Here is a 24,220-nt window from a genome sequence, read left to right on the forward strand (position 1 = left end):
GGCTAATATGTAATAGGTTTGTACTAGTATCACTTAAATGCTAATTAATTTTTAGTTTGCTCATGATAAAAGCCTGCATGAATGCTATACTAGCTTCATGCAGGCTTCTATAAGGGGCTATTATGAGGCCAATTTACCGCTACGTAGAAAACTCCTATCGCTAACAATTCCTTTAACTATCTTTTGCGTCCGTACTGCTTGGCATAGGATAGAATCTTCATATACAGTGCTTTATCGGCCATATCCTTAAGCGGATAAAATTGTGGACGAGTATTAACCTCCAAGATCCATAGGCGATCATTCTGATCAATGGCGACATCAAGACCCAACTCTTTAAACCCTTTACTATGACGAGAAAAAACTCGGGCAACTTGCAAGCCCAGCTTATCTAATTCAGCCTTTAGTGCAGATTGCTGGGGTTGGCTGTAGCCAGCTCCCGAAAGAGTTGGTGATAAAAACTGCAAATGTCCACCCTGATTATAGTTCGTTGCAACCTTTCCCGCGCGTCCAACTTTACAGAAAATTGCAGTTGTGTTCCATTTTTGTTCTTTTGTTTTTTGCACCATAACTCTAATATCGAAAGGCTTGCCTTTCGTTTTTGCTAGAGCAATGCCTTTCTGCAAAATAAAAGAACGCTTACCAGCAAACGACTTCATCCAATAATACAGCTTCTCTTGTGAGGGGAACGTTTTTTTGGATTTGCGCAGCTGAGCGTTATAAGACTTGTCATGTTTCGTTATTTTCACAATACTTGCCCCACCGGATCCACTAGTTGGCTTAAAATATATAGTGTTGAAGCGGGATAGCATTGTTGATAGATTACTCCTTGTAAAAAGCAGTGTTTTAGGCAAGTATGACTTCACAACGTCATCTTCCATCAGCCATTGTGTTTTAAGCCACTTGCTTTTATAGGACTTGCTCTTGTAAAGGATTGGTCTCACCTCTTTCAATTTTTCCTCGCATACGCGATTGTAATAACGACGACCTGGAAGCTTTGGATGTACAATATACTATGAAATGTACAGGATATTAGTGTACGGAGATCTGCCCATATCCTAAAATAGGAGGCAGTACGCTGGAAATGATTGACGATCAATTCAGTCAGAGCTATCATAAATGAGAATCCATAGAAAAATAGGTGATAAATTATGCATAAATATGAGCACGCTGCACCATCGCAGACGTTGAATCGCACGCAGAAGCGAGTACGTCCTACGGTTCAGCTTCGGCAAATGCCAGATCAATTTTTGCAGCAAACGATAGGCAATCAGGCCACCGCCCAGCTAATGCAGGAGGGGCAAACCAAGGATAACGAAGAGGAAACTCAGTATGAGCGAGCCACCTCATTGCCAGTACCTTTAGTACAGCGAATCGAAAAGAACTTTGGAATTTCACTTGATGATGTTCAAGTGTTTTATGGCTCCAATAAGCCCGATCAGCTTGGCGCCTATGCGTATGCGCAAGGAAACCAAATTCATCTCGCACCTAACCAGGAACAGCACCTCCCGCATGAAGCCTGGCATATTGTTCAACAGCGACAAGGACGAGTACAGCCAACCTCGCAGCTTGGCGACGTCATGGTTAATGATCAGCCTCATCTAGAGCATGAAGCTACTGCAATGGGTAGCTTGGCAGCCAGCAATCAAGAGCTAGAAAACCAGTACCTCTCCCCACAACCTGGTTTCGCATTACACCCTTCCCAATCCGTCACACAAATGGCAAGAAAAACAAAGAACTATTCCAAAAACAATGATGAAGAAGAACGTGCAATTCATAATAATGCCATTACAACAATCGTAGATACAATTGTAACAATTGTTGAACAGGCTAGACAGCAATCCCTGCAATGGAGCGACCTCGAAAGCAGGCAGGATTCAGGATATTTACAGCAATGGTATGGAACGGCTAAAGACTATTGCGAGGATCAAAACAACTTGCCTTCTTACTTTTGGGCAAATTTCGGCTATGCAGTGGAGACGTTAGCCTGCGAAGCGCTAACCCACTATTCATTCGGGCCTTATGAGGTTAATTTTCAGGTTACGCACGGACATACTCGGCCTGACATTGTCGTACTAAATAATTTTCAAGAAATCGCCTGGATTGATATTACGAGCGATGGATCAGAAACCCATATTTATGATAAAGACAGCAGTGGCTGGGAAACGAAGCTGTTTGTATACGAGGTGCTGTATGATTCACTTGATCCGCTTGAAGTCATGAGCGGCTCGGAGAATCCTTACTTTAGTGAGTATGGCAGCTACTTAGAGAAAGAGAGGAGCATATTTTCGAGAGAGAGAACTCGTGTAAAGGATAGCTGGAGCAAAAAGCTTCGCAGATACGGGGATGACCATATGCCAAGCACCTTGCGAGGCGGCATGAGAAAACGCGAGCAGCTGACAACAGACTTTTTTACAGATATAATGGGCACTGAATTGAACAGCATTAGAAACAAAAATCAAGCGATTAAAGGCGGAATTCAAGAGCTTGGCGGTACTTATTCAGAGTTCGGTTTCAAAAAGGCAAGAGTTAATACTGGCCTAATTCGCCGCAGAATTGAGCAAGAAGCGCGTACTAATAGTACCCGAGAAAGAAAGCATCTCGCATGGCGGACGAAGCATTCGCTGTATTCTGATCTAAACTCATATGCCGACCATCCGCTCGTTAAACAGTTTTCAGAACAGTTCGTGCCAAATAATGAGGACCATCTTATTATTCAAATGGGCTTTGCTCTGCATAATGCATTAATGAAATATGACGAGCTTGTGATGCTCGAAGAGACGGAGCAATTGGAGAATGAGGCTATTGAAGAGATCGATGATGTGTTGCTACAGTTTCCAGCCACGCTGGATGTTAATGCTCTAAGCTCTTGGATAACAAGTGCTGTTCGGCTTTTAAATAACTAAGCAATTGCAGCATAAAGCTCCGAGGGATTAATAAATCGGATGATGACAGGATTTTATCTATAATTTATACCGTAGGCTTGCACGCGGAACGTATTTTATACTATTGCTAAATAGGTATATATTCAAACAAGAAGAAGATCAAAAATACGTTGGAGGTAAGCGCTCATGAGTGCATTTAAACATTTGGATGAGCTGCTGGTTGGGTTTGTTGAGAAACAACTTGCCGGCTGCGGCTGTGTGGTGGCACAACGCGGCAAAATTATTTTCGAAGGATATTATGGCTATGCCGATCGGGAAAGCAAGCGAGTGATGGACGAAAACAATATTCACCGCCTGTTTTCAACGACGAAGGTCATTGTATGCACCGCCGCTTTGCTTCTTTTCGAACGTGGATACTTTTTACTTAATGATCGGCTTGATGAGTACTTGCCTGAGTTCCGCGATATGAAAGTTGTTCATACGGAACGTAATGGAAGTGTTTCGATCAAACCGGCACAGTCTCCAATTTTGATTAAACATTTATTTGCAATGACATCAGGCATTCCTTACGACTTTGGCATCTCGCCAACGGAAAAAGCATTGAAACAAATCAATGAAGAGCTTAGGGCAGCAGGCAACTACACCTTGGAGCAGCTGGTTAAAAAGATAGCTGACGTACCGCTGCTGTTTGAACCGGGCAGCAATTGGGCTTACGGCTACGGTCATGATATTTTAGCGAGGCTGATTGAAGTGATTAGCGGCATGAGCATCGAGCAATTTTTGCATAAGGAGCTGTTTGAGCCGCTAGGCATGAATAATACAGGCTTTACCTTTAAAGGCGACCAGCAATCACGAATGGCGACCTTGTACGTTGAAGATGGTCAAGGTGGTATCCAGCCAATGCTTCCTGCGTTTGGCGACGAAATGTTCCAGCCAGAGGTTACGTATCGCGGCGGCGGAATCGGACTATTCTCAACGCCTCGCGATTATACGATATTTGCTCAAATGCTCGCTAGTGGCGGCAAGCATAATGGCGAGCGCATCATTGGTCGCAAAACAATTGATCTTATGCGCGCCAATCAGCTAAACGAACAACAGCTTGCTCAGTTTACAGGACCGTATTCGGAAGGCTATGGCTATGGGCTTGGAGTGCGTACCTTGCTAAATCTTGGTGCTTCCAACGGCAATAGCTCATTAGGCGAATTTGGCTGGACAGGCATGAGTGGCACGTACGCTTTGATTGATCCCGAGGAGCAGCTCACTATCGTATACATGCATCAACGGCTGCCTAATTTGGAGCGTGAGCATCATCTTCGCGTTCGCAACACCGTATATGGCTGCATCGACTAAACCATACTATACTGTCAGTCGAACGAACATGTACTAAAAGAAGCATCCAGGTCACTCGCAAGCGGGCGAGTGGCTGGATGCTTCTTTATGCAGGACAGTTGTAGCCGCAGAATGCAAGTTAATACGGCTTGCAGCTATTTTTGTTCACGATATTGCGTAGGTGAAAGCTGCATAGATTTTTTGAACATTTTTGAAAATAACAGGGGATCTTCATAGCCCACGGATCTGGCGATATCGCCTACCATAAGCGTTGTGCTGCCCAGCAGCTCACAAGCCTTGCGCATGCGATAGGAGATGAGATAGTCCTGCAGACTGATTCCCATTACTTCCTTAAACAATGCGCTTAAATAGCTGCGCTGCAAGCCGACAAATTGTGCGATTGACTGCACCGAAATTTTGTTCGCATAGTTCACCTCAATGAAATGAACCACTTGCGCGATGTAATGCTCCTTGCTGTTTTCCTTCGCTTTTTGCTTAAGCTCAGAGCCGCGGCAATCGATCATCGCGGCAAGCCACAGGTAAAGCAGTCCTGTCAGCTTAAACTCGCGACCAGCAGTCATCGTCTTGGATTGCATCATTTGCTGTATGCTTTGCTCGAAAAATCCGCTTTTTTCCCAAGTATATATTGGTGATTCATCTGATAGCTGTGCTTGTCGCAACAGACCTGCAGCTTTAATTCCATTAAAACCGATCCAGCAATATGTCCAGGGATCTTGAAGATCAGCCTCGTAGTAGCAGACCGTTTCAGGCGTAACGAGAAAGCCTTGCCCCTTTTTCAGCTCGTATCGTTGCCCGTTCACTTCAAAAATGCCTTTTCCATCCAAAATATAATGGAACTTAAAATACTCGCGCATTGCGGGACCGAAGGAATGACCTGGCTCGCATGCTTCTCTCCCATATTGAATGAGGTAGAGATCGAGCTGATGCAGATGCTGCGGCAGAAACTCCATAAATTTATCCACCGTTGTACTCCTTAATTCTTCTTGCCGAGATGTGTTTCAACAATTTGGTCAATCGTTGCCAATTCTTCATCGGTGAAGCTAAGATTCGCAAGCGCTGCAACATTTTCCTCGATTTGACTTACACGGCTGGCGCCGATTAGAGCGGAAGTCACCTTGCCATTGCGAAGCACCCAAGCTAGAGCCATTTGCGCTAAGCTTTGTCCACGTTCTGCAGCGAGCTTGTTTAATGCTTTGGCAACCTCAACATGCTTGTCTGTAATGCTGTTTTCACTCAAGAACACAGAATGACCGGCAGCACGTGAATCGGAAGGCACGCCATTTAAGTATTTATTGGTCAGGATGCCTTGAGCAAGCGGAAGGAAGCCGATTGTGCCAATTCCTTCTTCAGCAAGCACATCCTGCAAGCCATGCTCGATCCAACGATCGATGATGGAGTAGCTTGGCTGATGGATTAGACATGGTGTCCCGAGCTCCTTTAGCACTTTGGATGCAGCGGCAGTTTGCTCAGCACTATAATTAGATAAACCAACATACAGCGCTTTACCTTGACGAACAACATGATCTAGCGCCGCCATTGTTTCCTCGATCGGTGTATTCGGATCTGGACGATGATGGTAGTAGATATCAACATAATCCAGCCCAAGTCTTGTTAAGCTTTGATCAAGACTTGAGACCAGATATTTACGAGAGCCAAAATTGCCATACGGTCCAGGCCACATTTCATACCCGGCCTTCGTTGAAATAATTAGCTCATCCCGATAAGGTGCCATATCCAGCTGCAAAATTTTACGGAAGTTTTCCTCAGCTGATCCAGGAGGAGGGCCGTAGTTGTTGGCAATGTCAAAATGAGTAATACCCAAGTCAAAAGCTTGACGAACCATGGCGCGTCCGTTTTCGAAAACGTCCTGTCCGCCAAAATTATGCCACAGGCCTAAAGAAATCGCTGGAAGCATCAGACCACTATGTCCACAACGATTGTATTGCATATGCTGATAGCGATCAGCAGAAGCGATATATGTCATGTTATCCTCTCCTAAAGTAGATTGGTTGATTGATAGTTATCATTATGGACATTTCCAGTTAATTTGCATATAGAGAATCGTCATATCGATATGTCATAATGTTTGATTTCAATGGGCTGCCTTGATGGAAAATCAGATGTACACAATAGGGATATATTGCATGAAGATAAATTGGGGGATTTTGTAATAGCAATATTTTGAAGTAAATTGACAAAGCTATGAATATATTTGATAATTGGAGAGTGCTTCTAGCAGCAGTTACTTTAATAGAAAGAAGGCGTTTTGCATGGCTCAAGGAGCTGTAATTGCAAAGAGAGAGAATATTCCAGAACTGTCAATAGTCAGAGCGATAGCCATTATCGGCGTATTAACTGTTCACTCTACTTCAGTAGCAGTTAGCACAGGGATGATTGATTCGAACTGGTTCTTTCTTTACAATTTTGCCAATATATTTTTGAAGTTTGGTACGACTACATTTATTTTTTTAAGCAGCTTTGTGCTTTTTTACAATTACTATAATCGTCCGTTTACCGGAAAGCTTGTGAAAAACTTCTATCAACGAAGAATGCTTTATATCATTGTTCCTTATATCGTATTTTCATTGTTTTACTATTTTTTAAGAATATATATGAGTGGAACAATGCCGCCAATAGGCGATATGTTAAGTGATCTCTTTTCCAGACTGATGCATGGTAATGCATATACCCATTTATATTTTGTATATATTAGTGTTCAATTTTACTTGATGTTTCCAATCTTTTTATGGTTGTTGAAGAAATATCCGAGATTAACGCCATGGCTTATTGTATTCGGTATTTTGGCACAGTGGAGCTTTTTCCTCATTAACAAATTTGTACTGGAAACACCTGTAAAGGCTCGCGGTAGCTGGTCGCTTAGCTATTTCTCTTATTATTTCCTAGGTGCTTATCTCGGTATACATTGGGAGAAATGCAAAAACTGGCTAATTGTTTGCAAGGACAACTTTACCAAAAGCAGACTAGCAGGATGGTTGCTGCTTGGGGCAGCCTGGCTTGCTGCAGGCTTGACGCATGTTTATATTTGGCATCAAATGCGTTTGAAGCTGGATAGCTACAACACGACCTTTATTGACGCGGTCTGGAACCTTCATGCACTAACAACTGCCCTTGTATTGCTGATGATTAGCTTTATCATATATCGCAAGGGATCTGGAATAATAAAAAGACTGCTTGCACGACTTGGCGAATTGAGCTTTGGCATTTATTTATTCCATCCGTTTGTGCTGCTGATCTATCGCAAGTTTCCACCAGAAACAGGAAATGTTCTGGCACACCATGCTTGGTATGCAGGTGGTTTCCTTTCAGCATTGGTAGTTTCATGGATTGTTGTTAGCGTTGTGGCTCGCTTTATTCCTCAGCACTGGATCTTATTCGGCAATATTCCAGGCGGCAAGCGTAAAAAAGCACCGATTCAACAACAGCCAACACGTGGGATTGATGCTTAAACATTACAAGCTATAATGATCAAGAGAGGGGTATAGGATTGAAGATTCGTATCTTATTGTTATCACTTGCATGTTTGCTCTGTACGATGCTCGTTAATGAGGCATCAGCCGACACCAAGACCTACTATCGTGATAAAGTCATCGTGCTTATGTATCATCATATTGATAAGAATGAAGGCGGTGTAACAATATCGCCTGCTCGTTTCGGAACGCATATGAAGCTGCTCCATGAGCGCGGTTATAATGTGATCTCGATGGATCAATTTTACAAGTTCATGCTGCACGGCGGAAAAGTGCCGGAAAACGCAGTCCTTATTACCTTTGATGATGGCTATGACTCCTATCGTAAGTACGCGGTAGGCATTATGGACAAGTATAATATGGTTGGTACTCATTTTATTATTGGCCAGAGCTCGGATCTTCATAATGTGAAAACTCCGCACCTTACATGGGATGCTATGAGGGAACTGAAGGAAAAGGGCCATAGTTTTTATAACCATACCTACAACCTGCATGATTACGGTCCACTCGATAAGAATGGTAAAAAGACAGGTCCGCTGTTAACTAACCGCATTTATTTGAAGGATAAGGGCAGAGTAGAGACGGAAAAAGAATATGTGGCTCGTATCACCAATGATTTATCGAAAATGGAACAGCGCTTGAAGGAAGAGCTGGACAATGATTACGGCGTTATGTCGTTTCCATTTGGCGCGTTTAATCAGACCGTCAAACAAGTGCTGAAGGATATGGATGTAAATTTATTTATTACAATAAGACCTGGCATTAATAAGGCAGGCTCTGACGAGGTATATCGTCTAAACGCAGGTACACCTAAGATGACCGCTAATAAGTTTGTCGAATTATTGCGCACTTATCATGATTAGTTAAATTCATCATGCACCTAACCTCAGGGTCAGGTGCATTTTTTTGTTAATTTTAGTAAAATAAGAGCGTGTCCTGATTATATTTAGTGAAAATACCGATAGAATATATAGCGTACATATATTAGTGTGAGAGGATTGGATACACGTGAATTCTTCGTGGAAGCGAACGACAGCGTTTTTCTTAACCGGGCAAAGTCTTTCAATGATTGGCTCTATGATTGTCCAGTATGCCATGATGTGGCATATTACCTTAACGCTGCAATCTGGAATTGCAATGACAATTTATATTATTTGCGGCTTCTTGCCCAGCTTTTTTATTTCACCGTTTGCAGGTGTTTGGGCTGATCGATTTGATCGCAAAAAACTGATTATGGCAGCAGATGCGATGATTGCCATAGCTACTCTTATTTTGGCAATCATCTTTCTAATGGGCTATGAGGAAATATGGCTGTTGTTCTTAATGGCAGCAGTACGTGCAATCGGATCAGGAATCCATATTCCGGCAGTCGGTTCAATCCTTCCACAATTTGTTCCAGAAGAGCATTTAATGCGCGTCAACGGTATTAACGGCACGATTCAAGCGTTGATGATGTTTATCTGCCCGATTATTAGTGCGGGATTGCTATCCATTACCTCGTTAAGCTATATCTTTTTTATTGACGTCATTACAGCAGCATTAGGGATATTCACGCTCATGGCATTCGTACGCGTCAAACCGCATGAGCGCAGCAAGGATAAGGCACAACTTAGCTACTTTGAAGATATGAAGCAAGGACTCTCCTACGTGAATAAGCATGCGTTTCTTAAAACACTGCTTATATTTTTTGTTTTATTCTTCATTCTGCTCGCACCAGCCTCATTTTTAACACCGCTGCAAACGGCTCGCTCATTTGGAGATGATGTCTGGCGGTTGACGGCACTTGAGATTGTGTTCTCTGTTGGCATGATGCTGGGCGGGGCAGTTATTGCAACCTGGGGCGGCTTCAGAAATCGGATTGTCACGATTTCCGCGGCTATTGCATGGATGGCAGCCTGTACAATTGCTTTAGGTGTCGTACCTAATTTTGTTGTTTACCTGGTGTTCATGGGCTTGTTTGGTATTGCGCTTCCATTCATGAATTCGCCGATGAATGTTATTTTTCAGGAGAAGGTCGACCCCGATTATTTGGGAAGAGTGTTCGGGTTAGTCGGCATGATTTCAACCTCGATGATGCCAATCGGGATGCTGATTTTCGGTCCATTGGCAGATGTCATATCGATTGAGCTGCTATTAGTGGTGACAGGCGCTATCATGCTGGCAATGACTTTTGTGTTCGGCCGCAATCGAAAGCTGCTGGAAGCAGGGGAGCCGTCTGTGAAGGCATCTGAAGTGGCATAGAACGACTTAGGTACCGATACATTTGTTAGACATCAACGATCATTCATTTCGTTAAAAGAAAAGCGCCTGTTGTTTATAGAAATGGACAACAGGCGCTTTTAGTTGTAGTTACTGCAAATTCAAGCAAGCTCCCATTCGGGCTTATAGACCATGCAAAACACTTCTCTCATCACGCCTTTATAGCTGTAGGAATACTGATCTGTAATAGTGAAACCTGACTTGGCATAGCTGTTGATCGCCCGTTGATTCCAGCATTCTACCTCCAGATCAATTTCAGCACCTGGCATCCGCTTGCCAGCCTCAGCTATAGCCAAGGCGGTTGCATGTCTGCCAAGCCCACGGCCGCAATGCTCGGGAGCAAGAAAAATAGCGAGACGCATCGTGGATGCAAGCGGGAACAGCTGAATATATCCGACGAGCTTTTGTGCCAGCACTAAGCTGCAGTATTGCTGGCGGCGTATCGCGTCGTCCGCAAATTCGATCTCCTGCTCGCACATGACCTTCCACGAGGGCCAGTTGTAGCAATCATAAGGAGGCTCATACACCCAGCTGCAAATTATTTCGGCGTCAGAGACGCTCATAGCTGTTAACGTTAACGATTGTGATGGCATAGGACATATTCTCCTTGCTTGTAAGGGTAGGCTGCTCTAGCATGGCAGTAGAAAGGCGACGTCGTAATGGACATCGCCTTTAACATCGTTAAGCTGTTATAATACCTGCTCCAAAAAGCGAATCGCACGCTCACTTTTCGGGTTCGTGAAAAATTGTTCTGGCGGTGCTGATTCAATAAGCTTGCCATGATCTAAAAAGTAGATTGTATCAGCAGCTTCACGCGCGAATTTCATTTCATGTGTGACGATGAGCATCGTCATGCCAGAGTCAGCCAGATCCTTAATGACGTTAAGCACCTCTTTAACCATTTCAGGGTCAAGTGCAGAGGTCGGTTCGTCAAACAGCATAATTTCCGGCTCCATCGCAAGCGAGCGTGCAATCGCAACGCGTTGCTTTTGACCGCCTGACAGCTTGGATGGATAGCTGTTTGCTTTATCAGCAAGCCCAACCTTGTTAAGCAGCTCCATCGCTTTTTTCTTTGCTTGCTCAAGCGAGATTCCCTTTACTTGTGTCGGTGCAAACGTAATGTTTTCAATGACCGTCATATGAGGGAAGAGGTGAAAGTGCTGAAAAACCATGCCGATGTGCTGGCGAATACGAGCAACATCTGCTTTGGGTGAGGTAAGCTCCTGACCCCCAATTGTAATTGTTCCTCCAGTTGGTGTCTCCAACAGATTCAGACAACGAAGAAAGGTGGACTTGCCTGAACCCGAAGGTCCTATAATGGCAACGACCTCACCTTTATTAACTTTTGTAGAAATACCGTTAAGCACTTGATGCTTTCCATACGTTTTTGTGAGATTCTGTACATTAATCACCGCGGCGTAATCTCCTTTCCAGCATGCGAGCCAAAGATGTTAGTATAAGTACGAGCACGTAGTAGATCGCGGCAACAAGCAGCAATGCTTCAAATGAGCGGAACGTATCCGCACGCACAATATCTGCACGACGCATTAAATCAGCAACACCGATGACCGAAACGAGTGATGATTCTTTAATAAGCGCTACGCATTCATTCACGAGTGCTGGCAAAATGTTGCGAAGCGCCTGCGGGAATATAATCGAGATCATCATCTTGCGATAGGGAATGCCGAGCGCGATCGCAGCTTCCTGCTGCCCTTTGTCGACCGCCATAATGCCTGCACGGATCGTTTCGGACAAATAAGCAGCAGAGTTAAGGCCGAACGCTAATCCTGCTGCAAGCAGCGCAGGGATGTCATAGCCAGTCAACTGAGGCGTAGCATAATAAATTAACGTAAGCTGCACAAGCAATGGCGTTCCGCGGAATATGGACGTATAGCCTGTAGCGAACCACATTAAAGGCTTGATGCCCGAAATTTTGAATAACGATAAGATACTTCCAAGAATAAGACCAAGCAGCGCTGATACGAGCGTGAACAGCAAGGTGACGCCTACGCCTTTCATAATGTACGGAACATAGCCTTCAAGTACACTAAAATCAATCAGCTTGTCGCTGCCTGCGTTGTTTTTTGGCTCAGGGAACCACTTTTGTTTCAGCTCTTCAAAAGTGCCGTCTTCATGAAACTTGGCAATTACAGTATTGAATTCCTCTACATACGGTGAACCTTTTGGAAAGGCGATCGCATATCCGTTGTCCAGCTCCTCAGACGGGAGAAAGTTCATTACGAGACCTGGATTGGCATTCGTCATGTCTACAGCAACAGCATCTTCTACGATGGCAGCTGCGATACGGCCCGAGTTAATCTCCTGAACAAGATCTGGAACCTTATTAAGCTTGCGCACATCAGCAGGGTTAGGAACCTCATAAGCGACCTTTTCCTGAATAGAACCAAGCTGTGCGCCTACGACTAGTCCTTCCAGCGCCTCTAATGTTTCATAGCTGTGTTCTGCTTTGGAAACGATGGAGTTTCGTGCGTAATAATAGGGCTCAGAGAAGTCTACGCTCGTCTTACGCTCCTCTGTAGCGGACATGCCTGACATGACAAAGTCCACTCGACCTGCCTGAAGTGCTGCAATCAATCCGTTAAAGTCCATGCTTTGAATTTGCAGCTCATAGCCCAACTCATCCAGTATAAGGTTAGCGGTATCGATATCAAAACCAACGATGTCGCCAGTGTTTTTTGCATCCACGCTTTCAAATGGCGGGAAATCTGGGGATGTCCCCATAATAAGCTTCTTTTTTGGTGCTTCCGCTTCTTGTGCGTGCACGTTCATCACAGGCCCAATAAGGGCAAAAAGAAGCACTAAAGCTAGCATTAAGCCATTGTATAACTTCCGTTTGTTCATGATGTCCTCTCTTTTCACGTTTTTTAACTAATCAATTATAGATTTTATCACCTGTAATGTAAATGACAAGAATCGCACGACTTTTTGAAAAGTTGAATGGCAGAAGCTAAAGTTGATATAATTTGGCTATAAGATCATACGATAGTTGTTGATATTGTTAGTCTACCATTATGTAATGGACATATGCGCCATAATAGAAAGAAGGATTGATCGATGCTTCGCTTGATGCGTTACTTGAAGCCGTATCGGTTCACGATTGCTGGTATTATAATTCTCATTTTAATGCAATCGCTTGCCGACCTGTACCTTCCAACATTAATGTCAGACATCGTGAACAACGGAATAATACAAGGCGATACGGGCTACATATGGAAAGTGGGGGGCTTTATGCTTGTCGTGTCTGTGCTTGGAACAGTCGTGTCCGTACTGGCTAGCTTGTATGCCTCCAAGGTATCAGCATTATTTGGCAAGGAAGTGAGATTGGATACTTTTAGTAAGGTGGAACGCTTCTCGATCCAAGAATTTGACAAGCTTGGTACAGCTTCGATGATCACACGTACAACAAATGATATTAATCAGGTTCAACAGGTTGTGCTGATGATTTTGCGTATGATGGTTATGGCACCGTTAATGTGTATAGGCGGTATTATTATGGCCTTGTACAAGGACGTACAGCTTTCGATGGTATTGCTCGTTGTGCTGCCGATATTGGCTTTAGCTATTTTCATTATTGTTCGTTTTGGGATGCCATACTTCAAGATTATGCAGAAAAAGCTGGATCGTATGAATCTCGTATTGCGTGAAGGGCTAACGGGCATTCGTGTTATTCGTGCTTTTAATCGTACGTCATATGAAGCAGAGCGTTTTACCGGTGCGAATAAAGATTTGATGGACACTGCCGTTAAAGTCAATCAGATTATGGCGTTTATGATGCCGGTTATGATGCTGATTATGAATATATGCATTATTGCTATCGTTTGGTTCGGAAGCAAGCGTATCGATATGAATGAAATGATGATTGGTGACCTGATGGCATTTATTCAATATGCGATGCAAATTATGTTTTCGCTTGTCATGATGTCGATGATGTTTGTGATGATTCCGCGCGCTCAAGTTTCTGCTGTTCGTATTAATGAGGTGCTTGATATGGAAGCGTCGATCACAGAGTCTGATTCACCGAAGCAAGGTACAGCAGCAGCTTCTGGTTTCAATGGAACGGTAGAATTTAGAAATGTGAGCTTTATGTACCCTGGCGCTGAGAAGCCGGCAGTAGAGCGCTTAAGCTTTGAGTGCAAGCCGGGCGAGGTAACGGCGATTATAGGAGGCACCGGCTCAGGAAAAACGACGATCATTAACTTAATTGAGCGTTTTTTCGATTGCAATGAAGGAGAAGTACTGTTTAATCAGATCAATGTGAAGGATTGGAAGCTGGACGAGCTTCGCAATAGCATGGCGCTCGTGCCACAAAAAACAACAATTTTTAGTGGCAGCGTTGCGGAAAATATCCGCTATGGCAAGGAAGATGCAACGGATGCAGAGGTGCGAGAAGCGGCAGCGATTGCACAGGCACTACCATTTATAGAGCGCATGGAGGATGGTTTTGATACGATGCTGTCCCAAGGAGGAACGAATATTTCTGGCGGGCAGAAGCAGCGACTGTCCATTGCACGGGCGCTTGTACGCAAGCCATCGCTCTACTTGTTCGATGACAGCTTCTCGGCGCTTGATTATAAGACAGATGCGGCGCTGCGAGCTGCATTAAAGGAGCATGTGCATGACGCTGCGATGATTATTGTCGCTCAGCGTGTAAGCACGGTCATGTATGCCGAGCAAATTATTGTCCTTGATGAGGGCGTTATCGTAGGAAAAGGCACTCATCAAGAGCTGCTGCAAACATGCGATGTTTATCGTGAAATCGTTCAATCGCAGCTGTCAGAGGAGGAAAGCGCATGAGTGAGAAACAGCATGAGCGCAGTCATGGCGCGCCTCCAGGAGGACGTCCTCCAGGACCAGGACATGGTGGCCCGCCAGGCATGATGCTGCCGGGTGCCAAGGCGAAGAACTTCAAGGGAACACTTAAGCGTCTGCTAGATTACTTGAAGCCTTACCGTGTCCGCTTATTCATTGTTTTTTTAACGGCTATACTTAGCACGCTTTTCTCAATTGTCAGCCCGAGAGTGTTGGGAGAGGCGACCGATGTGCTGCTTGATGGCTGGATGGCGAAGGCTAACAATGTCCCGGGCGCAGCGATCGACTTTAAGCAAATCGCCTTTATATTGGCGATCCTGGCCCTGCTTTATGTGATAAGCTCGCTTTTTGCATTTTTGCAACAGTTTTTAATGGCGAAGGTCGCGCAGAAGGTTGTTTATGAGATACGTGAGGATGTTAATGGAAAGCTGGGAAGGCTTCCGCTGAAATTTTATGATTCGCGATCCAATGGCGATCTGTTGAGTCGTGTCGTTAACGACGTTGACAATGTCGCCAATACGCTTCAGCAAAGCTTAACGCAAATGATTACGTCAATCGTGACGCTTGTTGGTATTATCATTATGATGCTTACAATCAGTCCATTGTTAACGCTGATTCTAATTTTGACGCTGCCGCTAAGTTTTATCGTTATTGGGTTAATTGCCAAGCAATCACAGCGTCACTTCAAAAATCAGCAGGATCAACTGGGACAGCTGAATGGACACGTCGAAGAAATGTATACTGGTCATCTTATTGTTAAGGCATTCGGACGTGAGGAAAAATCAATTGAACGATTCCGCAATATGAATAACAAGCTGTACGAGTCCAACTGGAAGGCACAATTCATATCAGGTATAATGATGCCGCTGATGAGTTTTATTGGAAATATTGGCTACGTTTTAATTTGCGTAGTCGGCGGCATTCAAATTACGCAAAAAGTTATAACAGTAGGGGATATACAGGCATTCATTCAATATGCGAGACAGTTTACACAGCCAATTATGCAAACGGCTAATATCGCGAACATCATTCAATCTACGATTGCTTCTGCAGAACGCGTATTCGAGCTTCTGGATGAGGAGATAGAGGAAGAGAGCGCATCGGCTGAGAAGAAGCTGGATCATCCGCAAGGGCACGTAAAATTTCAGCATGTGCAGTTCGGTTATTCCAATGACAAACTGCTGATGAACGATCTGAACCTGGATGTCAGAAGCGGGCAAATGATCGCAATTGTTGGTCCTACAGGTGCAGGTAAAACGACGCTTGTTAATCTGCTTATGCGTTTTTACAATATTCAAGGCGGCAGTATTACGATTGATGGCCAGCCAATTGATTCATTCAACCGCTCCTATGTTCGGTCATTGTTTGGAATGGTGCTGCAGGATACATGGTTGTTCAATGGCACAATTCGCGATAACATTGCCTATGGAAGAGCAGGTGCGACAGAGGAAGAGATTATTATAGCAGCGAAGGCTGCACATGCAGATCATTTCATTCGAACGCTGCCAGAGGGCTATGATACGGTACTGAATGAGGAAGCTTCCAACATATCTTCTGGTCAAAAGCAGCTATTAACGATTGCTCGCGCGATCCTTGCTGATCCTCCGATGCTTATATTGGACGAAGCAACAAGCAGCGTTGACACAAGAACAGAGCTCTATATTCAGCAGGCCATGCATAACCTGATGCAAGGCAGAACGAGCTTCGTTATTGCGCATCGCTTATCGACAATAAAGGATGCGGATCGGATTTTGGTTATGAACCAGGGGACAGTTATTGAACAAGGAACACATGAAGAACTGCTGGCAGCTGGCGGATTCTATGCGGATCTGTATCAGAGCCAATTTGCAGGCGGCGGTTCTGGCGAAGTCGAGATGGAACAGTATTAACATGAGATTGGAGAGGCAGACATGTATGACATTGAAATAGATCTGGTCGCAGACTGGGTCAGCATCGTAAGAGAAGTGTTTCGCGGCAGCGGAATCGTGCTGGAGGATGGACTGACGGATGAGGATATCGCCGAAATTTATTTTTTACAGTCCATGCCGGAGGAAGAAGCATTGCCGCTGGCTCATGAAACGTTGAAGCGGTTGAAGGAAATGGAGCAAATTATTGAATCCAACATGGATACCGTCATTGTGCCGGACATTCGTATGCGTACTGGCTATGAAGGGAATTCTTTTCATTTTAGCTGGGTGTTTGACCAAGGCGAGCACATCATTGAAACACATTCGGAATATCGAATTCCACTTAACCAAAAGCCGGAGTAAATAATACAAAAAAACAGCCTTTGTCTATGAACGCATACGTTCATATGACAAAGGCTGTTTTGATCGTAAAAGACTCAATTATGAAACATCTATCGCCAGCTTTAAGGTTACCGGGCAATGATCACTGCCCATGACGTGATCTTCAATCGTTGCCTCTATGATATGGTTTTGCAGCTGCTCGGAGACTAGGAAATAGTCGATCCGCCAACCGATATTCCGTTCACGAACCTTGGCCATGAAAGACCACCACGTAAAGCGATCCTCGAGTTCGGGGTACAAGTGACGGAAGCTGTCTACAAAGCCTTGCTTCTGAAGAGCGGACATACATGCTCGTTCTTCAGCTGTAAAGCCGGAATTGCCGATGTTAGACTTCGCATTTTTAACGTCAATATCAAGGTGAGCAACATTGAGATCACCGCAAATAATGACTGCTTTTTTCGACTTAAGCTCTGTTACATAGCTGGCAAAGCGCTGCTCCCATTCAAGCCGGTAGTCCAAACGAGACAAGTCACGCTTTGAATTCGGCGTATACACCGTAATTAAGAAGAAGGACTCGTATTCCAGCGTAATGATACGACCTTCAGGTTCTTCGTTATCCTCGATTCCGTAGTGTACAGAAATCGGTTCATGCTTCGTAAAAATAGCGGTTCCGGAGTAGCCCTTTTTCTGAGCATAATTCCAAAACAACTTGTATTCAGGGCCAAGATCTAACTCAATTTGCCCTTCTTGCAACTTGATTTCCTGAAGACAGAAAAAATCAGCGTCATAGCTATGAAAATGGTCGAGAAAGCCCTTCGTAACGCATGCACGCAGGCCATTCACGTTCCAGGATACAAATGTTAGTTCGTTGTTCATGTAGTAGTTCCTTTAAGTTTAATAATAGTAGTTGTTCGACTCAGCAAAAAAGGCAATGGCTAATACGAAAATAAATAAAATAATACCATAGATCAGTGTACCGATAATACTTGTAACAAGACCGCTAATTGCAAGACCTTTTCCATCCTCAGGACGCTGCTTCAGTTCTTTGAGAGAAAGAGAGCTAACGATGATTCCCGCTATGCCAATAAAAAATCCGATGTATGGAAGCATGATGGATGCTATGCCTAAAATAAGGGCAACAATAGATTTAGTATTTGTTTTTTTTGCTATATAGACAGGCTGCTGATATGGGTTGCCGTTAGGTTGAGGCGGATACTGATATTGATTGTATTGTCCCTGCTGGTACTGTCCCTGAGTGTAAGGCTCCTGCTGGTAAGGATTTTGCTGCTGCTGTTGACCGTAAGACTGCTGAAACTGTGTCTGTTGTCCTTGCTGATAGCTTCCTTGTTGATTTGGAGATTGCTGATAAGAATAGGCATCTTGCTGCCCATATGGCGCCTGTTGATATCCAGCTTGCGTGTATGGCTGATGAGGCTGTTCCTCTTGACGCTGTGGTTCTTGATCATAACGCCTATGTTGATCCTGTTCAGCTGTTGATTTCGTTGAATCAGTGGCCGACGGCTTCGGTTGTGACGGATTAGCATTATTGTCAAAAGGCCCCTCATTATTGGAATGCTCGCTCATTCATAATCCTCCTTGAGAGATACGTAGTTATGCTTCCTATCATAACAAAGATTAGATTATTCAACAATTGAATATCCAATATCTTGAAATGCTACGAATAAGTTGACAACATCTTCAACTAAGTGAATAATGCAATTTATTGAGATTGTAAAGGAAGCAGTTAAAGCTAGGGAGTGAAGCAATGAAATCTTTAAATCTTGGAATCGTTTGGATGATAACGTTAGGCTTGAAGCTCATATTATTTCGTGTCATGGTACTCGATGACCTATCCTGGAATGGAATTGCATCCGATACAGCAGCAGTAGGCCTGCTTATGGCATTGCCAGCTTGTATTTGGATAGGCAGATGGCGCGTTGTTTTTCAGACGATTATAGCGATTACTATATCTACGATATGGTTCTCAGTAGCCATTTATTATAGTTATTACGGAAATGTGCCTTCATACCTCACATTATCGAATCTTAATCAGGTTGGACAAATAGGAGAAAGCATTCGGTCTTCGCTTGAGCCTTATATGGCATTGTTTTATATTGATTTCCCGATTATAGCTATTCTTTTGCTCGTATCGCGTCAAAAGCGACAGCGCTCGATTCAGTGGACATTTTCCAAGGAGAGCTTTTGGCGTCCTAGAAGAGCTGCGCTGATAACCGCGACAATTTGTCTGCTTGTAGTTGTCATGAGTTTGCTCGGCAGTCGTTCTATCGAAAACAGCCATGCACTTGCTAAACGACTTGGCGTCCTTACGTATCAATTCGTTGTCGGCAAGACAGAGACAGTGAATAGTGCTGATTTAACACAGGATGAGTTGAATGACCTTCAGCAGCAGGTGAGAGCATGGCTTGAAGAGCAAAATCATCCTGAACAGCAACTGTACCGTGGCGTTGCCAAGGATAGCAATGTGATAGTCGTGCAGGTAGAAGCCATGCAAAACTTCGTGATTGGTCTTGAGGTCAATGGACAGACCATCACTCCTTATTTGAATGAACTAGCTCAACAAAGTCTATATTTTCCGTACATCTATCAGCAAATAGCAGAAGGGAATACATCGGATGCAGAATATCTAATGAATACAGGAGCCTATCCAAATGCTGCTCAGTCTACAAGCAAGCAGCTCACAGGAAAAAAGGCATACAGCTTGCCTAGACTGCTCGAGCAGCATGGCTATGAATCCTATACGTTTCATGTCAATGACGTAACGTTCTGGAACCGGAATGAAATGTATCCCGCGCTCGGTTTTACTCGTTATTACGATAAGCCAAGCTTCGAAAACGATGAATTCAACAGCTGGGGGGCTTCAGATGAGCAGCTGTTTAAAGTTGCTGTGCAAAAAATGACGGAGCTAGACCAGCGCAATCAGCCTTTCTATGTACAGATGGTCACTGTATCCAGTCATCATCCGTTCAAAATACCCGAGCAGTATCAGCAGCTGGAGCTGCCACAGGAGCTGGTCGATACACAGCTAGGCCATTACCTGCAGGCGATGCGCTATGTCGATCAACAACTGAAATCGTTTATGGAGCAGCTTGAAACAAGCGGCTTGCTGGAGAAAAGCGTTGTAATGATCTACGGGGATCATTTTGGATTGCAGCCTAAGGATAATGCAGCTAGTTGGGTAAGTGAGCAGCTAGGAATTTCCTATCACGATACGGTATCAAGAATGAACATCCCATTGTTCATTAAAGCGCCAGGCATTGAAGGGGAGCGAATCGAACAAGTCGGCGGACAGATCGATATGATGCCAACTGTACTCAACTTGCTTGGTATAACGGAGCAAGGCACAGAGCTGGTAATGTTTGGATCAGACCTGCTGAATACAATAACTAATATTGTGGGTGTTCGCTACTATTTGCCAACAGGCAGCTTCTTTAACGACGAAGTGCTTTTTGTGCCCGGGCAAAGCTTCAAGGACGGTCAAGCGATTTCGCTTGAGACGCTTCAATCGGTTAAGCTGACCGCGGATATGGAGAAAGATTATCATTATATCATGGAAATCATGTCACTTTCAGACCTGTATACCTCGCATTATCCGGAGCGAACTACAGATTAAGTACCTTGTCCTAAAAAATATGAGAAAAATTTCAGAAATTGTTGGAAATCCTGCAACCTTTTTCCGAGCAGCTTCGTTTTAAGAGGCAGAGTGAAGAAAAATGAGGGGTGGATACTCACAATGAAAAAGTGGATGAAGACGAGTGTAGCAGTCTGTATGTCGGTAGCGCTGCTTGCGGGCTGCAGCTTCGGACAAAGCAACAGCAAACAGGAAGCGGAGCCTGCAACGCTAAAGGTTATGTATTATGATGAAAATTCTTTCTATTCGGAGTACGGCATGCTGTTCAGTGCAGTGTATCCTAATGTAGAGATTGAAGTCGTGAATACAAACGGTATTTATGAAAAAGCGAGTGAACAGGAAATCGACTATAATGAGGCTTATTTGCAATTCATAGAGGAAGAAAATCCTGACATTGTTATGGTAAGTCCTGCACAGCTTTCTTCTTTAGGTGATGAAGGCAAGCTGTATGACATTGAAAACTTTGTAAATCAAGAATCATATAATGCTGCTGGCCTGGTACCAGGCATTCTTGATTCGATGAAAACGATCGGCAACGGCAAGCTGTATGGTATTCCTACTAGTACGTATAGTCAGGTTATCTACTATAATAAAGACCTTTTTGATGAATATGGCGTTCCTTATCCAACTGACCAAATGACTTGGGCAGAGCTTATTAGCCTTGCGCAAATGTTCCCGACAGACGGTGAGTATCCTGACCGCATTTACGGATTGAAAATGGCCTGGAGCAAAGAACTGGCTGATATTGTTCAAACCTTGGCACAAGGCGAAAACCTTCAAATGTTCAATGCAGAAACGCTGCAGATGACAATTGACACGCCAGCATGGAACTCGCTTGTGGAGACTGCGGTGTCTGTTATGAATTCGAATACCCTATTTTATGATAGCATTATGTGGGAAAATCAAACTATGGAATACACAGATTATTATCAGCAAAATGCGTTTTTTGCTGGAAAATTAGCAATGCAACTTGAAAGCAATTACTTGATCAACGAATTAGAGAATCTATCCACATATGCACAAAATCCTGAGGATTTGATTCAAAATTGGGATATCGTTACAGCTCCAGTTAGCTCTTCTAATCCGGAAGAGTCGAGCTATGTAAACTATGATAATATTTTTGCAATCAACAATGCTTCAACGAATATCGATCAGGCTTGGAATTTTATATCGTATATTACAGGCGATGAATTTGCACGTGTTAGATCTAAGCTGACATACGGAAGCATGCCACTTCGAACTGCGTACATGAAGAAAGATGGGGATCGCAACTACGAGGCGTTTTATAAAGTCCGTCCGTCTTCATATTATAACAATAACAATGCAACGAACGTTCCTCAGATCTTCCAGTTTGAATTCTACAATAATATGCAACAGCAGTTGGCAAAGGTTGCAAGCGGCGAAACATCCGTAGCAGAAGCGCTATCAACACTGCAAATTAAAGGAAATGAACTACTGGCTCAGGGCATGATGACGCAAGAGGAAATGGATAAATATTGGGAAGAGCAATACAATAACGGCGGCGGCGGTGGCATGGAGATTCTTCCAATGGATGACCTAGCGCGTGATGAAGCAGGAGAAACAACAGAAGCAGAAGAGATTGTTGAAGAATAGCTCCTAGAAGCTATAGACAACGAGCTAGCTCGTCATGAAGACAATTCATACGGGGCTAGCTCGTTTATTATGTGTTAGTTTTGCAGATAGTCTCTGAACAGCTGCAAGCGGGTGAAGATAGACGCAGGCGCCTGCTCATGACCATAGTAACGATATACCTCAATATCTTTGCTGCATGTCATATGATTGTAGGCAGCGAATATAGTAGATGGTGGTGTAATATCATCTACTAATCCTACGGTCAGCCAGGTAAAGCATGTGATGCGCGGTGCAAGATTCATGATGTCAAAGTAGGATAGGGTATGTTTGGCATTCACCTCAAGCTGAGGCGAATTAGAATTACGCTTAAAATACTCATTCAACTCATAATATGGGCCGTTAGGTGTTACATCAATAGCGCGCTCAAAATTGCTTAGATATGGATAATCAGCAACAGCTAATACAGGAATATCTGATAGTGCTGCCGCCGCAAGCGTAATCGCTCCTCCTTGACTGCCGCCTGTAACCGCGATATGCTTGACATCTACCTCAGGTTGTGCAGCCAGCACTTCAATTGCGCGAACCGCGTCCATATATACGCCGCGATAGTAGTATTCATATTTATTTTGAATACCCTGTGTCATCCATCCTGAATTATGACCATTGCTCGCAATTACATTATTAATGGAACCGCCAAATTGTCCTCGGCAGAACATTCGAAGCACGGCATAACCCTTTAAAGCGAGGTTAACGACATGATGGACATCACCGTCATTGACCCAGTTGTAGCCGTGAAACTCAACAATGCCAGGCAAAGGCTCGGTCTGATCAGGCATAGCAAGAACGCCTTCAATCTGGGCGTTATTGAAGCCCTTATAGAGTATTCGATAAACCTTTAATCCCTTGACGGGGTAAGCGATTTCATGTTTTTCAAAGGAAATTGGCACATTGGCAAGCTCTGCTAGTGTTTCTTCCCAGAATGAATCAAAATCAGCTGCAGCTGTAGAGTCAGGCTTATATTGACGCAGCTGTTCCAACGGTAAATCATACGGTTGTGGCATGAGTGTTACTTCCTTTCTATTCTGATCATTTTCGTCCTGCTAATTGCATTGTGCCACAATTATAGCAGCTGTACAATAAGATCTTGGAATCTATTAAATTAGTTATGAAATGCATATATTTGGTCTATTTACTGTCTCTTAAAAATGGAGTAAAATCATTACATACTGTAAAAAGCTGGATGATTCTTTCCGACTTTCGTCTAGTATGGAGTTAATACCTTGGGCGGTTACATCCGAACATATCTTAAGGTAATGTTAAGATAATTAGAAGTATTCGGGGGGTTCCAATTGATATGGAGAAGGAAATATATATTTTGCTAACAAATACAGGCACGCTGCTTGCTCGTTCTATACAGTTATGTACTGGTGAACAGTTTTGTCATGTCTCCATAGCCTTTGACTCAGAGCTTAGAGAGGTATACAGCTTTGGACGGAAGGATCAAGCCAATCCATGGATTGGAGGCTTTGTGCAGGAGGATGTGCGGGGACCGCTTTTTCAGAACTCACCTTGTAGAATCTATAAACTTAAGATTGATGAGCAGGCCTTTTTGAGCATACGTGAGCAAATTTCCGGCTTTATGCAGGATGAAGAAAAATATCGCTATAACTTCCTTGGTATATTTGCTGTTTGGTTCGGCGTACCATGGCAGCGGAACAATCATTATTTCTGCTCTCAATTTGTTAACAGTGTTTTGCAAAATGCAAATGTCAACATTATTAATAAGCAGCCGACGCTGACAAAGCCTGCTGATTTTATGGAGGCAAGGCTGGAGTTGGTTTATCAGGGCAGCATTCATGCCTATATTGGAACACTGTATCGAACACGGCGCAGAAAGCAGTTTCGTACCGCTTAAGCATC

General features: G+C 43.8%; 20 protein-coding genes. 11 read left to right on the forward strand and 9 right to left on the reverse strand.

Going from position 1 to position 24,220, the window contains the following annotated elements; genetic code table 11:
• Positions 1 to 176: 176 nt before the first annotated feature.
• Positions 177 to 941 carry a YheC/YheD family protein gene (locus ACFP56_RS13345; protein ID WP_379235251.1) on the reverse strand — a complete coding sequence of 255 codons (765 nt, stop codon included), beginning with the start codon at positions 939 to 941 and terminating at the stop codon, positions 177 to 179.
• Positions 942 to 1,148: 207 nt separating this feature from the next.
• Between ACFP56_RS13345 and ACFP56_RS13350 the strand changes: the two genes are divergently transcribed.
• Positions 1,149 to 2,903, forward strand: a complete 1,755-nt coding sequence (locus ACFP56_RS13350) for an eCIS core domain-containing protein (RefSeq protein WP_379235253.1) — start codon at positions 1,149 to 1,151, stop codon at positions 2,901 to 2,903.
• A gap of 165 nt (positions 2,904 to 3,068) precedes the next feature.
• Positions 3,069 to 4,232 (forward strand): serine hydrolase domain-containing protein, encoded by a 1,164-nt coding sequence (locus ACFP56_RS13355; RefSeq protein WP_379235255.1) that lies wholly within the window; start codon positions 3,069 to 3,071, stop codon positions 4,230 to 4,232.
• 134 nt (positions 4,233 to 4,366) lie between these two features.
• Here ACFP56_RS13355 and ACFP56_RS13360 read toward each other — a convergent pair whose 3' ends face one another.
• Both ACFP56_RS13360 and mgrA read right to left on the reverse strand, forming a co-directional pair.
• Positions 4,367 to 5,194 carry an AraC family transcriptional regulator gene (locus tag ACFP56_RS13360; RefSeq protein ID WP_379235257.1) on the reverse strand — a complete coding sequence of 276 codons (828 nt, stop codon included), beginning with the start codon at positions 5,192 to 5,194 and terminating at the stop codon, positions 4,367 to 4,369.
• Positions 5,195 to 5,205: 11 nt separating this feature from the next.
• Positions 5,206 to 6,216: an L-glyceraldehyde 3-phosphate reductase gene (gene mgrA / locus ACFP56_RS13365; protein ID WP_379235259.1), complete on the reverse strand. Its 1,011-nt coding sequence runs from the start codon at positions 6,214 to 6,216 to the stop codon at positions 5,206 to 5,208.
• Positions 6,217 to 6,502: 286 nt separating this feature from the next.
• Here mgrA and ACFP56_RS13370 point away from each other — a divergent pair, with 286 nt between their 5' ends.
• The 3 genes from ACFP56_RS13370 to ACFP56_RS13380 all read left to right on the forward strand — a co-directional run bounded on the left by ACFP56_RS13370 (position 6,503) and on the right by ACFP56_RS13380 (position 9,961).
• A complete protein-coding gene (locus ACFP56_RS13370; protein WP_379235261.1) occupies positions 6,503 to 7,699 on the forward strand; it encodes an acyltransferase in 1,197 nt (398 codons plus the stop codon).
• A gap of 38 nt (positions 7,700 to 7,737) precedes the next feature.
• On the forward strand, positions 7,738 to 8,583 hold the full coding sequence (locus ACFP56_RS13375) for a polysaccharide deacetylase family protein (protein ID WP_379235263.1): 846 nt from the start codon (positions 7,738 to 7,740) through the stop codon (positions 8,581 to 8,583).
• A 145-nt stretch (positions 8,584 to 8,728) separates the two neighbouring features.
• Positions 8,729 to 9,961, forward strand: coding sequence for an MFS transporter (locus ACFP56_RS13380; RefSeq protein ID WP_379235265.1), 1,233 nt, complete (start codon positions 8,729 to 8,731; stop codon positions 9,959 to 9,961).
• Between the two features lie 119 nt (positions 9,962 to 10,080).
• On the opposite strand, the gene ACFP56_RS13385 is transcribed toward ACFP56_RS13380, so the two are convergent.
• The 3 genes from ACFP56_RS13385 to ACFP56_RS13395 all read right to left on the reverse strand — a co-directional run bounded on the left by ACFP56_RS13385 (position 10,081) and on the right by ACFP56_RS13395 (position 12,841).
• Complete coding sequence (locus ACFP56_RS13385) at positions 10,081 to 10,572, reverse strand: GNAT family N-acetyltransferase (protein ID WP_379235267.1); 492 nt, start codon at positions 10,570 to 10,572, stop codon at positions 10,081 to 10,083.
• A 96-nt stretch (positions 10,573 to 10,668) separates the two neighbouring features.
• The gene (locus ACFP56_RS13390; RefSeq protein WP_379235269.1) at positions 10,669 to 11,391 is read right to left on the reverse strand and encodes an amino acid ABC transporter ATP-binding protein; all 723 of its coding nucleotides are present in this window, start codon (positions 11,389 to 11,391) and stop codon (positions 10,669 to 10,671) included.
• Positions 11,384 to 12,841, reverse strand: coding sequence for an ABC transporter substrate-binding protein/permease (locus ACFP56_RS13395; RefSeq protein ID WP_379235271.1), 1,458 nt, complete (start codon positions 12,839 to 12,841; stop codon positions 11,384 to 11,386). Before ACFP56_RS13395 ends, ACFP56_RS13390 begins: the two co-directional genes overlap by 8 nt.
• Before the next feature lie 213 nt (positions 12,842 to 13,054).
• On the opposite strand from ACFP56_RS13395, the gene ACFP56_RS13400 reads away from it, so the two are divergent.
• The 3 genes from ACFP56_RS13400 to ACFP56_RS13410 are packed head-to-tail and all read left to right on the forward strand — an operon-like array spanning position 13,055 to position 17,079.
• Complete coding sequence (locus tag ACFP56_RS13400; RefSeq protein ID WP_379235273.1) at positions 13,055 to 14,794, forward strand: ABC transporter ATP-binding protein; 1,740 nt, start codon at positions 13,055 to 13,057, stop codon at positions 14,792 to 14,794.
• Complete coding sequence (locus tag ACFP56_RS13405) at positions 14,791 to 16,698, forward strand: ABC transporter ATP-binding protein (RefSeq protein WP_379235276.1); 1,908 nt, start codon at positions 14,791 to 14,793, stop codon at positions 16,696 to 16,698. The genes ACFP56_RS13400 and ACFP56_RS13405 overlap by 4 nt, the downstream gene beginning before the upstream one ends.
• A gap of 21 nt (positions 16,699 to 16,719) precedes the next feature.
• On the forward strand, positions 16,720 to 17,079 hold the full coding sequence (locus ACFP56_RS13410) for a hypothetical protein (RefSeq protein ID WP_379235278.1): 360 nt from the start codon (positions 16,720 to 16,722) through the stop codon (positions 17,077 to 17,079).
• A gap of 78 nt (positions 17,080 to 17,157) precedes the next feature.
• On the opposite strand, the gene ACFP56_RS13415 is transcribed toward ACFP56_RS13410, so the two are convergent.
• Together ACFP56_RS13415 and ACFP56_RS13420 are read right to left on the reverse strand one after the other, a co-directional pair.
• Positions 17,158 to 17,934 (reverse strand): exodeoxyribonuclease III, encoded by a 777-nt coding sequence (locus ACFP56_RS13415; protein ID WP_379235280.1) that lies wholly within the window; start codon positions 17,932 to 17,934, stop codon positions 17,158 to 17,160.
• Between the two features lie 18 nt (positions 17,935 to 17,952).
• Positions 17,953 to 18,642 (reverse strand): DUF4190 domain-containing protein, encoded by a 690-nt coding sequence (locus tag ACFP56_RS13420; RefSeq protein WP_379235282.1) that lies wholly within the window; start codon positions 18,640 to 18,642, stop codon positions 17,953 to 17,955.
• A gap of 181 nt (positions 18,643 to 18,823) precedes the next feature.
• Here ACFP56_RS13420 and ACFP56_RS13425 point away from each other — a divergent pair, with 181 nt between their 5' ends.
• Entirely contained in the window at positions 18,824 to 20,689 is a 1,866-nt protein-coding gene (locus ACFP56_RS13425; protein ID WP_379235284.1) for an LTA synthase family protein, read from the forward strand.
• Positions 20,690 to 20,809: 120 nt separating this feature from the next.
• Positions 20,810 to 22,321, forward strand: coding sequence for an ABC transporter substrate-binding protein (locus ACFP56_RS13430; protein ID WP_379235287.1), 1,512 nt, complete (start codon positions 20,810 to 20,812; stop codon positions 22,319 to 22,321).
• Positions 22,322 to 22,395: 74 nt separating this feature from the next.
• Here ACFP56_RS13430 and ACFP56_RS13435 read toward each other — a convergent pair whose 3' ends face one another.
• The gene (locus ACFP56_RS13435) at positions 22,396 to 23,361 is read right to left on the reverse strand and encodes an acetylxylan esterase (RefSeq protein ID WP_379235289.1); all 966 of its coding nucleotides are present in this window, start codon (positions 23,359 to 23,361) and stop codon (positions 22,396 to 22,398) included.
• A 293-nt stretch (positions 23,362 to 23,654) separates the two neighbouring features.
• On the opposite strand from ACFP56_RS13435, the gene ACFP56_RS13440 reads away from it, so the two are divergent.
• Positions 23,655 to 24,215 carry a hypothetical protein gene (locus tag ACFP56_RS13440; RefSeq protein WP_379235291.1) on the forward strand — a complete coding sequence of 187 codons (561 nt, stop codon included), beginning with the start codon at positions 23,655 to 23,657 and terminating at the stop codon, positions 24,213 to 24,215.
• The last annotated feature ends 5 nt before the right edge of the window (positions 24,216 to 24,220 follow it).

It is taken from the genome of Paenibacillus septentrionalis (genome assembly GCF_042659865.1).
GTDB lineage: Bacteria > Bacillota > Bacilli > Paenibacillales > Paenibacillaceae > Pristimantibacillus > Pristimantibacillus septentrionalis.

Bases quoted from the DNA above. Each gene is read 5' to 3' on its own strand.
- ACFP56_RS13350 (WP_379235253.1), top strand. From the start codon at position 1,149: ATGCATAAATATGAGCACGCTGCACCATCGCAGACGTTGAATCGCACG.
- ACFP56_RS13355 (WP_379235255.1), top strand. From the start codon at position 3,069: ATGAGTGCATTTAAACATTTGGATGAGCTGCTGGTTGGGTTTGTTGAG.
- mgrA (WP_379235259.1), bottom strand. From the start codon at position 6,216: ATGACATATATCGCTTCTGCTGATCGCTATCAGCATATGCAATACAAT.
- ACFP56_RS13370 (WP_379235261.1), top strand. From the start codon at position 6,503: ATGGCTCAAGGAGCTGTAATTGCAAAGAGAGAGAATATTCCAGAACTG.
- ACFP56_RS13385 (WP_379235267.1), bottom strand. From the start codon at position 10,572: ATGCCATCACAATCGTTAACGTTAACAGCTATGAGCGTCTCTGACGCC.
- ACFP56_RS13395 (WP_379235271.1), bottom strand. From the start codon at position 12,841: ATGAACAAACGGAAGTTATACAATGGCTTAATGCTAGCTTTAGTGCTT.
- ACFP56_RS13400 (WP_379235273.1), top strand. From the start codon at position 13,055: ATGCTTCGCTTGATGCGTTACTTGAAGCCGTATCGGTTCACGATTGCT.
- ACFP56_RS13405 (WP_379235276.1), top strand. From the start codon at position 14,791: ATGAGTGAGAAACAGCATGAGCGCAGTCATGGCGCGCCTCCAGGAGGA.
- ACFP56_RS13410 (WP_379235278.1), top strand. From the start codon at position 16,720: ATGTATGACATTGAAATAGATCTGGTCGCAGACTGGGTCAGCATCGTA.
- ACFP56_RS13415 (WP_379235280.1), bottom strand. From the start codon at position 17,934: ATGAACAACGAACTAACATTTGTATCCTGGAACGTGAATGGCCTGCGT.
- ACFP56_RS13420 (WP_379235282.1), bottom strand. From the start codon at position 18,642: ATGAGCGAGCATTCCAATAATGAGGGGCCTTTTGACAATAATGCTAAT.
- ACFP56_RS13425 (WP_379235284.1), top strand. From the start codon at position 18,824: ATGAAATCTTTAAATCTTGGAATCGTTTGGATGATAACGTTAGGCTTG.
- ACFP56_RS13430 (WP_379235287.1), top strand. From the start codon at position 20,810: ATGAAAAAGTGGATGAAGACGAGTGTAGCAGTCTGTATGTCGGTAGCG.
- ACFP56_RS13435 (WP_379235289.1), bottom strand. From the start codon at position 23,361: ATGCCACAACCGTATGATTTACCGTTGGAACAGCTGCGTCAATATAAG.
- ACFP56_RS13440 (WP_379235291.1), top strand. From the start codon at position 23,655: ATGGAGAAGGAAATATATATTTTGCTAACAAATACAGGCACGCTGCTT.